Raw genomic sequence first — 12,796 nt, 5'->3', positions numbered from 1 at the left:
AAACGACTGATATGAAATGACATCCGTCAGGGCAAGGAATTTCCCATGAGCCGCGAGTACCGTTACACCCTGGGCAGTCAGGTCCATCGTTTTGCCAATCTGGCCGAGCTGATGGCCAAGGCGACGCCCGCCCGCTCCGGAGATCGTCTTGCTGGCGTGATCGCGGAAACCGCCGAGGAGCGAGTCGTCGCTCAGCTGTGTCTGGCGGAGTTGCCCCTCAAGACCTTCCTCGAAGACGTGCTGATTCCCTACGAACAGGACGACATCACTCGCCTGATCATCGATGAGCATGATCCGGTGGCGTTCCTGCCGATCGCCCATCTCACCGTCGGCGACTTCCGCAACTGGCTGCTGAGTGACCTCGCGACCCCCGCGGTGCTGGCGCAGGTGCGCGCCGGCATTACCCCCGAAATGGCCGCCGCGGTCAGCAAGTTGATGCGCAATCAGGACCTGATTATGGTCGCGAAGAAGTGCGAGGTGGTCACCGCCTTTCGCAATACCATCGGCAAGAGCGGTCATCTCTCGACCCGCCTGCAGCCCAATCATCCCACCGATGACGTCACCGGCATCGCGGCCAGCACTCTCGATGGCCTGCTCTACGGCAACGGCGACGCCGTGATCGGCATCAACCCGGCCACCGACAACGTGGCTCAGAGCATCAAGCTGATGCGTCTGATGGATGAGGTGATCCAGAAGTACGCGATCCCCACCCAGTCCTGCGTGCTGACCCACGTCACCAATACCCTCGAGTGCATCGAGCAGGGTGCCCCGGTGGATCTTGTCTTCCAGTCCATCGGCGGCACCCAGGCCACCAACGAGAGCTTCGGTGTCGAGCTTTCCGTGCTGGCGGAGGCGCAGCAGGCTGCGCTGTCGCTCAAGCGCGGCACGGTGGGCGACAACGTGATGTATTTCGAGACCGGCCAGGGCAGTGCGCTGTCCGCCGATGCCCATCACGGCCTGGACCAGCAGACCTGCGAGGCGCGCGCCTATGCGGTGGCGCGCAAGTACTCGCCGCTGCTGGTCAATACCGTGGTCGGCTTCATCGGCCCCGAGTATCTGTTCAATGGCAAGGAGATCATCCGCGCCGGCCTCGAGGACCACTTCTGCGGCAAGCTTTTGGGCCTGCCGATGGGCTGTGACATCTGCTACACCAATCATGCCGATGCCGATCAGAACGACATGGATACTCTGCTGACGCTGCTCGGGGTGGCGGGCTGCAACTTCATCATGGGCATCCCCGGCTCGGATGACATCATGCTCAATTATCAGACCACCTCCTTCCACGATGCTCTCTATGCACGGCGGGTGCTGGACCTGGGCCCGGCGCCGGAATTCGCCGCCTGGCTCGAGGAGATGCAGATCTTCACCGATGTCGCCACCCAGGCACTGCCAAGCGAAATGCCCGACCGTTTCGCCAATTCACTGCGTCAGGTGACAGGAGGTGACGCATGAACCCTGACCAGCCCTCTGCTGATGCGGTCTCGCGAAGCCTGGAACCCGATGCCATCGTCACGCCCAATCCCTGGCAGCGGCTTGGCCAGTTCACGGATGCGCGCATCGGCCTTGGCCGTGCCGGCATCAGTCTGCCGACCAATCGTTCGCTGGAATTCCAGCTGGCGCACGCCCGCGCCCAGGATGCCGTCCACCTGCCGCTGGAGATTCCCCGACTGATCGAGGACCTCAATCAGGTCGCGGCGCTCGCGAATGCTCCGCAGATTCAGCGACTGCACAGTCGCGCCGTGGATCGCACCACCTATCTGCAGCGCCCCGATTACGGGCGGCGTCTCGATGAGGATTCGCGTCAGCAGTTGTCCGCCCTCGACGCCCAGCCTGCCGATCTGGCCATCGTGGTCGTCGATGGGCTCTCGTCTCTGGCGGTGCAGAACAATGCCGCGCCCTTCATCGCCGCATTGCTGGAATCGCTTGCCGAGGATGGGCCGGATGCCTGGTCCTTGGCGCCGATCAGCGTGGTGGAGCAGGGGCGGGTCGCGATCGGCGATGAAGTCGGTGAGCTGCTCAATGCCCGAGCAGTGCTGGTGATGGTCGGCGAGCGTCCCGGCCTCAGCTCTCCGGACAGCCTCGGGCTCTATCTGACCTGGCAGCCGCGCGTCGGCCTGAGCGATGCCAGCCGCAACTGCATCTCCAACGTGCGTCCGGCAGGGCTCGACTTCGCCATGGCTGCCGAACGACTGCACTACCTGCTGCGTGAGGCACGCAAGCTCGGCCTCACCGGTGTGGGCCTCAAGGACAGAAGCGGCGAGACGGCGCTGGATGGCGGCACCGGTATCCAGAACTTCCTGCTGTCCTGATGGGACGGCAGCGCAGCAGCGGGAAACTCCCGATCCAGCAATGACAAATGCCTGAGGCATACAAGGCGGCACCATGACTCGCGACACGAATCACGACACGAATGAGCAGGACTATCTGGCCAGGCGCCAATTGAAGAAAGGGACGGCAGGCTGGGTCCTGCTGGCGGGCCTCGGGGTCTCTTACGTGATTTCCGGCGATTTCGCCGGCTGGAATTTCGGCATCGGCGAGGCGGGCTGGGGAGGTTTCGCGATCGCCGCACTCTTGATGGGCATCATGTATCTGGCGCTCGTGCTGTCGCTGGCGGAAATGTCAGCGGCCATCCCGGCCGCCGGCGGCGGTTACAGCTTCGCCCGCCAGGCGATGGGGCCGGCAGGCGGCTACCTCACCGGTCTTGCCGTGCTGATCGAATATGCGCTGGCCCCCGCGGCCATCGTCATCTTCATCGGCAGTGCGGTGGAATCGTTGCTGGGCATCAATGGCCCGATCATCTACGCCATCTTCTATCTGGTGTTCATCGGCATTCACCTGGCGGGGGTCGGCGAGGCGCACAAGGTGATGATGGTGATCAGCGGCTTGGCCGTGTTCGCGATCATCGCCACCGCCGTCGCGCTGATCGGTGACTTCGACAGCAGTCGCCTGTTCGACATCGCTCCGACCGATGCCTGGGGGGCCAGCGACTTCATGCCCAATGGCTGGTATGGCATCTGGGCGGCGCTGCCCTTCGGCATGTGGCTGTTTCTGGCCGTGGAAGGGGTGCCGCTGGCGGCGGAGGAATCGCGCAATCCGGCCCGTGATGTCCCGCGTGGCATCATCGGCGCCATGCTGTTTCTGATGTTCACCGCCGTGCTGGTCGTCTTCCTGCTGGCCGGCGCCGCGGGGGCCGAGGCAATCGGCAGCAGCGCCGTGCCGCTGGTGGATGCCCTCAAGGCCACCGGCAGCGAGGGGCTGGCGACACTGGTCAATGTGCTTGCCCTGGCGGGGCTGGTAGCGTCGTTCTTCTCGATCATCTATGGCTACAGCCGTCTGGTCTTCGCGCTGTCGCGGGCCGGGTATCTGCCCAAGACGCTGTCGCTGACCAGCAAGCGCAAGGCGCCGACCTGGGCGCTGGTGGTGCCGGGCATCTTCGGGTTCCTGGTCTCGCTGACTGGCGAGGGCGATCTGATCCTGGGCATGGCGGTGGTGGGGGCGACAGTTTCCTACGCGCTGATGGCGGCCAGCCATATCCTGCTGCGCCTGCGTCAACCGGCGCTGGCGCGTCCCTATCGCACGCCGGGCGGCATCGTGACGTCCGCCATCGCGCTGGTGCTCTCGCTGATCGCGCTGACCGGGGTCTATGCCTTCGATCCGCGTGCCTTCAATTACACCCTGGTGCTGTTCGTGGTGGGCATCGCCTACTACGCCATCTTCAGCCGTCATCGGCTGGTGGCGAAGACCGCCGAGGAGGAGTTCGCGCTGGTGGCGAATGCCGAGAGTGACCTGGCGACCAGCTGATCCGCTCAATCAGTTCAGGTAGCAAAGACGACAACGCCCGCCATGGCTGACCATGGCGGGCGTTGTCGTGACTGGCGGGCTCAATTCAGCTCAGCTCAGCTCATTTCAGATCAGATCAGCACAGTTCAGATCCAATCAGAAAGGATACTGCGCCAGGAATTGCTGGGCGGCCGCGGCGGGGTCTTCGGCACTGCACAGCGCCGAGACGACGGCGAGGCCGTCGGTGCCGCTGGTCATGACTTCGCCGGCATTGGCCAGCGAGATGCCGCCGATGGCGACCGTCGGCAGCGGGCTTGAGCGCACGAGCTGCGTGAGTCCCTCGATGCCCAGCGGCGCGGCATGATCCGGCTTGGTCGGGGTGGCATATACCGGGCCGAGGCCGAGGTAGTCGATGCGCTCGACATCGACGGCCTTGAGCTGCTCAAGCGTCTGGACCGACAGGCCGATCAAGGCGTCCTCGCCGAGACGGCGACGCGCCTCGACCGGGTCGCCATCGCTCTGACCGATGTGCAGGCCATCGGCGCCACTGGCCAGCGCGACCTCGATGCGGTCATTGATGATCAGCGGCACCTCGTACTCGTCCAGCAGCGCCTTGAGGCGGATGGCCTGGGCGATCATCTCTTCGTCGCTGGCATGCTTGTCGCGAAGCTGCACGACACTGACGCCGCCGCGCACGGCGGCCATCACGGTGGCTTCCAGGCCGCGCTGGGCGCACAGCGCGGGGTCGGTGACCAGGTAAAGGGATAGATCAAGTGACATCGGTCAGCTCCAGACGAGAGGCTAGCGGGGTGGAATCGGCGTCGAGAGTATACAGGGCATCCATGAAGCGTGGCACGAAGCTGCCCGGGCCTTGCGCCGACTGGCCCGCCGTCTCACCGGCCTCGGCGTAGCAGGCCAGCGCGGCGGCGGTGGCGTGCAGGGTGTCGTCATGCCCGGCGAGGGAGGCGGCGAGGAAGGCGGCGACCACACTGCTCAGCGCGCAGCCCATGGCAGTGACGCGGCCCATCAGCGCATGGCCGCCCTGAACCGTGATTTGCCGCTGGCCATCGGTGACGACATCGACACGGCCGGTCATCGCCACCACACAGTTCTGCGTGCGCGCCAGCGCGACGGCGGCCCGACTGGCGCGCTCCAGCGCATCCTCACCGTCATCGCCGCTGTCCACGCCGCGTCCCTGATTCATCTCACCGGCCAGCGCCAGCACTTCGGAGGCATTGGCGCGAATCACGCTAGGGCGATATTCCAGCAGCGCGCGGCACGCATACTGGCGCAGGCTGGAGGCGCCGATGCCGACGGGGTCCAGCACCCAGGGTTTGCCATCGCGGTGGGCGCACATCGCGGCCAGTTGCATGGCCTCGATCCAGCTGGGTGACAGCGTGCCGATATTGATCGACAGCGCCGCACTGATGGCGGAGATCTCCTGAATTTCCTGCTGCGCATGCGCCATCAGCGGCGAGGCACCGATAGCCAACAGGGTATTGGCGGTCGGCGTCATCGCGACATGATTGGTGATGTTGTGCACCAGCGGCGTGGTCTGGCGCAGCTGATTCAGCAGACTGCCGGGAGAAAGGGACGACGATGGGGTCATGGGATCTCGTGACTGGAGAAAGGAAGCATCAGCGCTCGAGAGTAAAAGCTGGCGCTGAAAGGTCAAGTGGCAAGGTCCGGCGCTGACGGTGGCGTGACGCGCTAGCTCTCTCTCATCTATCAAGAGTCGCGCAAAGGATAATAAATAATATTGTGGTTCTATAAACCTTGACGACAAGTCCATAAGATACAGTCTCTTACGGTCTTTTGTGTACGAGTCATCAGTCAAGGGTCACGCAGTGATACGGATAGGTCAGCGCGGTAACGTCAGCAATACGAGCAGCAGTCACCTGGATATCGCTGGCAACAGCAGCACAAGCAGCACAAGCAGCACAAGCTACAACAGCAAGCTCCCGCGCGGCCGGCAGCCGTCTGGCGGTTCTCGGCTTGAGCGCATCGCCAGAAGAGTGGTGATGGCGCTGACAGTGCCCGTACTGCTGGGCACTGCAGCCAGCAGTCAGGCGGAGGCGGTGATCGCCAGCTGGAATCTGAAGCATGCCGGCTGGAACAACGGCAAGCATCTCGAGCAGGTCGCGGCGGTGGCGAGCCATATGGACCTGATCGGCCTGCAGGAGGTGATGAAGGAGGAGGTCGTCAGCGAGCTCGAGCAGCAGCTTGAGGCGCTGACCGGCGATGAGTGGGACAGCCTGGTCAGCCATGCGGTCGGGCGCAGCACCTATACCGAGCGTTACGCCTATCTGTATCGCGACAAGACGATCGCCTATCAGGGCGGGGCTACCGTCTATCTCGATCCCGAGGATGTGTTCTCGCGCGAGCCGCTGCTTGCCACCTTCGTCGAGAAGGACAGCGGGCGGGCCTTCAGCGCCGCCAACGTGCATATCGTCTACGGCGACAGCAAGGCGGATCGCGCGCCGGAAATCCGTGCGCTGGCGGATATCTACGACCTGATGAAGGAAATCTCGCCCGGCACCCCGGCGATCATCATGGGCGACTTCAACATGGCGCCGGATGAGCCTGCGTGGGGAGACCTGCGGATCCTCGGCCTGCGCCCGCTGATCACCGAGGGCGCGACGACGCTCTCCAAGACCGATGGCCGCTATGCCTCGCTCTACGACAACATCTGGTATGTGCCGAGCGAATGGCCCAGCGCCAGCGGCGAGGTGTTCCGCTTCCCGGACTATCTGGGCATCAGTCATGAGGCGGCGCGTGCCGATGTCTCCGATCACGCCCCGATCTATCTGTCGGTGACCGGCGAGACACTGGCGTTGCTGCCGCTGGACGGCGGCCAGCCGCAGGCGGCGGGCACAGAGGTGGCCAGTCGTGCATCCAACGCCTCCAGTTCGGCGAGTCAGACCTGTATCGACCTCAATACCGCCAACGCTGATCAGCTGGATCGCCTGCCCAATATCGGGCCGGCACGCGCCGCCGATATCATCCGTCAGCGTCCGTGGAGTTCCAGCGGTCAACTGACCCGCATCAGCGGCATCGGCAAGGGCACGCTCAGCGAGATCGTCGCCAGCGGCATGCTGTGCAGCTGAGTTTTTTTCAGAACGGGTCTGTTCTGAAATGCTCTTTTCTTAGTAGGTCAGTCTGAACAGGTCTGTTGTGAACTGATCAGGCCTGAGCCTTAAGAGATCAGTCTCGGTCTCACTCGAAAATGACGAAGCCAGCCATCACGGGGATAGCGTGATGGCTGGCTTCGTTGCCTTGAGGCGGGCTGGTCGTCTTCCTGGTGCCGCCTGAGGTCAGCTCAGATACTTCTCGAACCAGGCAAGGGTTCTGTCCCAGGCGAGCTTGGCGGCCTGTTCGTCATAGCGCGGGGTGGAGTCGTTGTGGAAGCCGTGGTGGGTGTCCGGGTAGATGTAGGCCTCATAGACCTTGTCGTGCTCCTTCAGCGCGGCTTCATAGGCGGGCCAGCCGGCATTGACGCGCTCATCGTGCTCCGCATAGTGCAGCAACAGCGGGGCCTTGATGGCGGCGACTTCCTCGGCGCGCGGCTGGCGGCCATAGAAGGGCACGGCACAGGCAAGCTCCGGATAGGCCACGGCGGCGGCATTGGAGACGCCACCGCCGTAGCAGAAGCCGGTGATGCCGATCTTGCCGGTGGTGCGGTCCTCGCTCATCAGGTAATCGATGGCGGCGAAGAAGTCGTTCATCAGCTTTTCAGGGTCTACCTGTGCCTGCAGCTCCTTGCCCCTGGGGTCATTGCCCGGATAGCCACCCACCGAGCTCAGTCCATCCGGGGCCAGCGCGATATAGCCGGCCTTGGCCACGCGGCGCGCCACGTCCTCGATATAGGGGTTGAGGCCACGATTCTCATGCACCACCACCACGCCCGGCAGCGAGCCGCTGGCCTTGGCGGGCTTCACCAGATAGGCGCGCACCTCGCCATGGCCCTCGGGGGACGGGTAGGTGATGTATTCGGCGACGATATCGGGGTCCGTGAACTCGACCTGGGAAGCCAGTGCGTAGTCGGGGCTCAAGCTTGCCAGAATCGAGGTGGCCGTCATGCCCGCAACGGCAAAGGCCGCCGCGCGATCCAGAAACTGGCGGCGAGTGATGTTGCCATGCACATATCCGTCGTACAGCTCCAGCAACTCGGGAGCAAAATCCTTTGCAGTGAGGCGGGCCATGTCAGACTCCTGGGCAAGAGAAGGGGGCGAGCGAGTCTTGAACATAGCAACCCGCCATGACGCTACCAAGTTTTTGCCGCCCTGTTCACCGAGTCTGTCATTTTCCGGGCCTGACATTTACAGGGTCTCTCCTTTTCCGGGCCTGACATTTGCTGAGTCAGGTATTTGCCGAAGCGTGCGTGAGCCGGATGTGAGCAGGGTGGGCGTGAGCAGGGCGGGAGTGGGAAGCACTGGTGTAGGAAGGTCTGGAGGCACCGCCAAGTTGGGTTGAATGGACGTGAGCCGAGTCGCGCATGTCGCCAGTCGCGGCCGTGCGCATTGTGACTGCAGGCGTCAATCATTATCATCTGCGCATGATTCATGCTGATAGCCGAGCTGCCTGGTGGCTCCGGTGGGCCCTGATGCATGGAAGTTCACTTCCTCCTCCTAGTGGCAGACCTTGCTGGTGATTGAAAAAAGTCCGATGTCTCCCCCCGCGCACGCTCAGGCCTCAGCGCCTGAACCGTCGCCTACGCTCGCCCAGCAATACCGGCGCTTCGCCTGGAAACGTGTGGTGATTCTCGCCGCGCTGGGCCTGGCACTGCTGTTGGCCATCCTTGGCGACATCATGACCGGCCCTGCCGATCTCGCGCTGTCTGATCTGCTGGGCGAACTCATCAATCCCGGCTCGCACGGGCCGATCAATGAAGCCATCGTCTGGCAGATTCGCCTGCCGACGGCGGTGATGGCGGCGCTGGTCGGTGCCGCTCTGGGGCTTGCGGGCGCCGAGATGCAGACCGTGCTCAACAACGCCCTGGCCAGCCCCTTCACACTGGGCGTGGGCGCCGCGGCGACGCTTGGTGCCTCGCTGGTCATCATCCTGGATGTGGCCTTGCCGGGGCTGCCGCCCAGCTACACCATCGCGCTGATGGCCTTCGTGTTCGCGGCGCTGTCGATTCTGGCCATCGATGCCGTGGCCTCGCTGTATGGCGCCAGTCGCGAAGTGATCGTGCTGTTCGGCATCGCGCTGGTCTTCGTGCTCAACGCCGTCAATGCGCTGGTGCAGTTCGTTGCCAGCCCCGATGCGCTGCAACAGCTGGTGTTCTGGACCATGGGCAGCCTGTCGGAAGCCTCGTGGGAGCGAGTCGCGATCATCGCAAGCGTCTTGGTCGTCTGCCTGCCCTTCGCCATGCGGCGTGCCTGGGCGCTGACAGCGCTGCGTGCCGGGGAAGACCATGCGCGCAGCTTCGGCGTGCCGGTCACCCGCCTGCGCCGCACGGCGCTGTTGCGCGTCAGCCTGCTGGCGGCAGTGGCGGTGGCCTTTGTCGGCACCATCGGCTTCATCGGTCTGGTCGGGCCGCACATGGCGCGTCTGGCGCTGGGGGAAGACCATCGCTTCTATCTGCCCGGCAGTGCGCTGGCGGGCGCGCTGGTGCTGTCCCTGGCCGCCACGGCCAGTGAGTCGCTGGTGCCCGGCCTGGTGCTGCCGGTGGGGATCGTGACCTCGTTGATCGGTATTCCCTGTTTCCTCGCCTTGCTGCTCGGACAGCGCAGGGGGCAGGGATGAGCCATCACGTCTTTGATTCGCAAGCATCCTTGAAGATCTCGCAGCTGACCACCGGCTATCAGCGGCGCATGATCTTCGATCAACTCGATCTGCCACCGCTGCCGGCGGGCTCACTGGTCGGGGTGCTCGGGCCGAATGCGGTCGGCAAGTCGACCTTCCTCAAGGCGATTGCCGGCATGCGCCCGGCCAAGGGCGACATCCACCTCGGGGAGCTTGCGCTGTCGTCGCTGCACGGGGCGAACCGCATGCGCCATGTCGGCTACCTGCCGCAGACGCTGCCGCAGCCGACCAGTCTGGTCGCCTATGAAGCCGTGGCCAGCGCCTGTCGCGCGGCGCGTGCCGAACTGAGCCGCGAGGCCACGGATTCGCTGGTCGAGCAGGTCTTCGCACGCCTGTCGCTGCATTCGCTGGCCTTCCGGCGCATGGACACGCTCTCCGGTGGCCAGCGTCAGATGGTCGGTCTCGCCCAGGCGCTGGTGCGCCAGCCGCAACTGCTGCTGCTGGATGAGCCGACCAGTGCGCTGGACCTGCGCTGGCAGCTGGCCTTGATCGAAGGCGTGCGCGGTGTGGTGCAGGAGCAGCAGGCCATCTGTCTGATCGCGCTGCATGACATCAATCTGGCGCTGCGTTTCTGTGATCAGATCATCCTGTTCGCGCCCTCCGGGCTGCTGGCCACCGGGGCCCCGCGGGAGGTGATCACCGCCGAGCATCTGCGTGAGGCCTATGGCATCGAGGCGCGGATCGAGAGCTGCTCGCTGGGCCATCCGGTGGTACTCACCGACCGCGTCGCCGACTCGGCCCACGCCGATATCGGCCATATCACGCGCGATGCCGGAGCCAGACGATGATGGCGGTGCGCAAGACTGAGCCCAGAAACGAGCCCAGGAGACTGGCAGGCGCCTGTCTGCTGGCACTCGCCAGTGTCTTCGCAGGCGCCTTCTCGAGCGCACCGGGCAACCTTGCCCATGCCGCCGAGCCGGTCGCCAAGGGGCAGACCCGGGCCAGCTTTCCGCGTCAGGTCACGGATCTCGCCGGGCGCGAGGTGACGCTTGAGGACTCACCGCAGCGCATCTTCCTCGCCCAGCCGCGCCAGCTGTATGCCCTGCTGACGCTATTGGATGCGCCGCTTGAGCGCATCGTCGGCTGGGCCTATCCCTTGGCGGTGTTTGACCCGGCGATGACCGCGCGTCTCGAAGCGCGCTGGCCGCAACTTGCCACGCTGCCAGCACTGAGTCGCGCCTCGACGCCGAGCCTCGAGGGCGAGGCCCTGCTGGCGCTGACGCCGGACCTGGTGCTGTTCGATCTCTCTCAGCGCTCACGTATCGAAGGCTCGCCGCTGGCGGCGCTGCTGGACGAGGTCGGCACTCCCTACCTGTATGTCGAGTTCAATCATCATCCGCTGCAGGATGCTCCGGTCAGCGTGCGCCTGCTGGGCGAGGTGCTCGGCGTCGAGGCGCGTGCCCGCGAGGTGGATGACACCATCGCGGCGCATCTGGCGCTGATTGACGAACGTCTGGCGACGATAGCCGAACGGCCGCGTGTGCTGATCAACATCGCACCGGGCGTGAAGGTGGATTGCTGTCGTACCAATCTGCACAACGGCGTGGCGGACCTGGTCACGCGGGCTGGCGGGCGCAATCTGGCCGCTGAACTGGCGCCGGTCAGCGGTGCCACCCTCAGCAAGGAGTGGGTGCTGGCACACCCGCCCGAGGCGATTCTCAATACCGGCGGCCAGTGGGCCAAGGGCGATGGCCTGCGTGCCGGCATCGGCATCTCGGGCGAGGATATCCAGCACGATCTGGCGCGCATGGTGCAGACACTGCCCGGCTGGCAGTCGCTGGATGCCGTCAAGCAGGGCCGGGTGATGGCGCTGTGGCATGGCTTCCACCAGGGGCCCTATGCCATCGTCGCGCTGGAGGCCATCGCGCGCTGGCTGCACCCCGAGACCTTTGCCGACCTCGACCCCATGGCCACCTTTGCCTACCTGATGAATGACCCGACGCTGTCGCGCAGCAGCGGCCACTTCTGGGGGCAGCTGGCGCTTGAGGCGCCTGACACGCCCCGATGAGCTGATCGGGGCTGGTGCCTGCTGGTGCTCGGGGACGGAAGTCGTATTTTCTACTTGAGGCTTTCCTGAAACGATGGGGCGACGTTGTCATCGTCCCATGATGTTATCGCCCGACGATGACATCGGGCCAGCGACGGGAGGCCGCATGTCAGAGCAGGATGACCGCAAGCCCACAGCGACGGTCAGCCCGGTGCGCAGTGCGCAGCTGGTGGCGATCGTCCTGGCGCTGATCGAGCTGTTTCAGGGAGATTGGCAGGGCGCCCTGCTGCTGGGCGGGTTAGGTTGGGTGATCGGGCTTTTCAAGCATCCGCGCTGATAGGCGGCGCGAGTGGTACGTCTTTTCCGTGACAGGAAATCAGGGGGTAATGTGGCCAAGACACGCATGGTGACCCAGTTCGGCATGGGCACCTCCATTCGCAGCCAGAACTACACCGAGGCGGCGGCACGTGGCATCCGCGATGCCCTGTGGCACAACTCGCTCAACGTGGCGGACGCCTTCGGCTTCCCCAAGGAGGCGATGCTGATCGAGGTCGAGATCGGCGTGCAGCAGCCCGACAAGGTCGACAGTGATGCCCTGCTGGGCACCTTTCCCTACGGTCAGCCCAGTGTGCGCGTGGTCAAGGGCGGACTGGACGTCGCCAAGCCGGATGGCAGCGGGGTCAGCGTGATCGCCAATGTCGCCATCATCGTGTCATTCGACATGGCGGCCGCCGGCGCGGCGTCCACTTCTTCCACGCCCGGGCAGTCGGCAGGAGGTCAGGCATGAGCGAGCAACGCATCATTCTCGAGATGGGCACCGGCAATGACCTCTACGGCATGGACTACACCAAGGCCGCCTGCCGTGCGGTGCATGATGCCCTGCATCATTCCTCCATCGTGATGTTCCAGTCACTCGGCATCGATCACCACCAGATGCGCGTCGAGGTCACCATCGCGGTCCAGGAGCCGGACGCCGTGGATACGGACGCGGTGGCGCGCGAGCTTCCCCGTGGGCGCGCCGAGGTGACGGTGGTGCAGGGTGGCCTCAATGTGCATGACGAGGTCAGTGGCCAGACGCATGTCATTGCCTCGGCCGCCATCGCCGCCATGCTCGATATCGACCACGACGCCTGGCAGCTGTGTCAGTCGTAGGCAATGCGCGAGCGCGCTGACTGAGGTCATGCCGATCAATGAAGAAAGCCCCCGTGCGTCAGTGACGCA

Annotated in this window: 13 protein-coding genes; 10 read left to right on the top strand and 3 right to left on the bottom strand. The window is 64.6% G+C overall.

Going from position 1 to position 12,796, the window contains the following annotated elements:
* Window positions 1-45 precede the first annotated feature (45 nt).
* The 3 genes from U0O11_RS11505 (at window position 46) to eat (ending at window position 3,801) form a co-directional block, all read left to right on the top strand.
* Window positions 46-1,452, top strand: a complete 1,407-nt coding sequence (locus U0O11_RS11505) for an ethanolamine ammonia-lyase subunit EutB (protein ID WP_324690135.1) — start codon at window positions 46-48, stop codon at window positions 1,450-1,452.
* Complete coding sequence (eutC, locus tag U0O11_RS11500) at window positions 1,449-2,309, top strand: ethanolamine ammonia-lyase subunit EutC (protein WP_324690133.1); 861 nt, start codon at window positions 1,449-1,451, stop codon at window positions 2,307-2,309. Before U0O11_RS11505 ends, eutC begins: the two co-directional genes overlap by 4 nt.
* Before the next feature lie 73 nt (window positions 2,310-2,382).
* The gene (eat, locus tag U0O11_RS11495; protein WP_324690131.1) at window positions 2,383-3,801 is read left to right on the top strand and encodes an ethanolamine permease; all 1,419 of its coding nucleotides are present in this window, start codon (window positions 2,383-2,385) and stop codon (window positions 3,799-3,801) included.
* Window positions 3,802-3,936: 135 nt separating this feature from the next.
* Here eat and thiE read toward each other — a convergent pair whose 3' ends face one another.
* Complete coding sequence (gene thiE / locus U0O11_RS11490) at window positions 3,937-4,560, bottom strand: thiamine phosphate synthase (RefSeq protein WP_248377366.1); 624 nt, start codon at window positions 4,558-4,560, stop codon at window positions 3,937-3,939.
* Window positions 4,550-5,389: a hydroxyethylthiazole kinase gene (gene thiM / locus U0O11_RS11485; RefSeq protein ID WP_284726765.1), complete on the bottom strand. Its 840-nt coding sequence runs from the start codon at window positions 5,387-5,389 to the stop codon at window positions 4,550-4,552. The genes thiE and thiM overlap by 11 nt, the downstream gene beginning before the upstream one ends.
* A 412-nt stretch (window positions 5,390-5,801) precedes the next feature.
* Here thiM and U0O11_RS11480 point away from each other — a divergent pair, with 412 nt between their 5' ends.
* A complete protein-coding gene (locus U0O11_RS11480; protein ID WP_324690128.1) occupies window positions 5,802-6,887 on the top strand; it encodes an endonuclease/exonuclease/phosphatase family protein in 1,086 nt (361 codons plus the stop codon).
* Between the two features lie 207 nt (window positions 6,888-7,094).
* On the opposite strand, the gene yghX is transcribed toward U0O11_RS11480, so the two are convergent.
* Window positions 7,095-7,982, bottom strand: a complete 888-nt coding sequence (gene yghX, locus U0O11_RS11475) for a YghX family hydrolase (RefSeq protein ID WP_284726763.1) — start codon at window positions 7,980-7,982, stop codon at window positions 7,095-7,097.
* Window positions 7,983-8,445: 463 nt separating this feature from the next.
* Here yghX and U0O11_RS11470 point away from each other — a divergent pair, with 463 nt between their 5' ends.
* The 6 genes from U0O11_RS11470 to U0O11_RS11445 all read left to right on the top strand — a co-directional run bounded on the left by U0O11_RS11470 (window position 8,446) and on the right by U0O11_RS11445 (window position 12,727).
* Window positions 8,446-9,528, top strand: a complete 1,083-nt coding sequence (locus tag U0O11_RS11470; RefSeq protein ID WP_082388608.1) for a FecCD family ABC transporter permease — start codon at window positions 8,446-8,448, stop codon at window positions 9,526-9,528.
* Complete coding sequence (locus U0O11_RS11465; protein ID WP_153636179.1) at window positions 9,525-10,376, top strand: ABC transporter ATP-binding protein; 852 nt, start codon at window positions 9,525-9,527, stop codon at window positions 10,374-10,376. Before U0O11_RS11470 ends, U0O11_RS11465 begins: the two co-directional genes overlap by 4 nt.
* Complete coding sequence (locus tag U0O11_RS11460; RefSeq protein ID WP_324690124.1) at window positions 10,373-11,596, top strand: ABC transporter substrate-binding protein; 1,224 nt, start codon at window positions 10,373-10,375, stop codon at window positions 11,594-11,596. The genes U0O11_RS11465 and U0O11_RS11460 overlap by 4 nt, the downstream gene beginning before the upstream one ends.
* A 145-nt stretch (window positions 11,597-11,741) precedes the next feature.
* Window positions 11,742-11,912, top strand: coding sequence for a hypothetical protein (locus U0O11_RS11455; RefSeq protein WP_153636178.1), 171 nt, complete (start codon window positions 11,742-11,744; stop codon window positions 11,910-11,912).
* A 51-nt stretch (window positions 11,913-11,963) separates the two neighbouring features.
* Window positions 11,964-12,362 (top strand): Lin0512 family protein, encoded by a 399-nt coding sequence (locus U0O11_RS11450; protein WP_324690121.1) that lies wholly within the window; start codon window positions 11,964-11,966, stop codon window positions 12,360-12,362.
* Window positions 12,359-12,727 carry a Lin0512 family protein gene (locus U0O11_RS11445; RefSeq protein WP_324690119.1) on the top strand — a complete coding sequence of 123 codons (369 nt, stop codon included), beginning with the start codon at window positions 12,359-12,361 and terminating at the stop codon, window positions 12,725-12,727. Before U0O11_RS11450 ends, U0O11_RS11445 begins: the two co-directional genes overlap by 4 nt.
* The last annotated feature ends 69 nt before the right edge of the window (window positions 12,728-12,796 follow it).

Source organism: Cobetia sp. D5 (assembly GCF_035666195.1).
Classification (GTDB): domain Bacteria; phylum Pseudomonadota; class Gammaproteobacteria; order Pseudomonadales; family Halomonadaceae; genus Cobetia; species Cobetia amphilecti.
The sequence above is the reverse complement of the archived record's forward strand: the minus strand, read 5'-3'. Positions and strand labels throughout refer to the sequence as shown.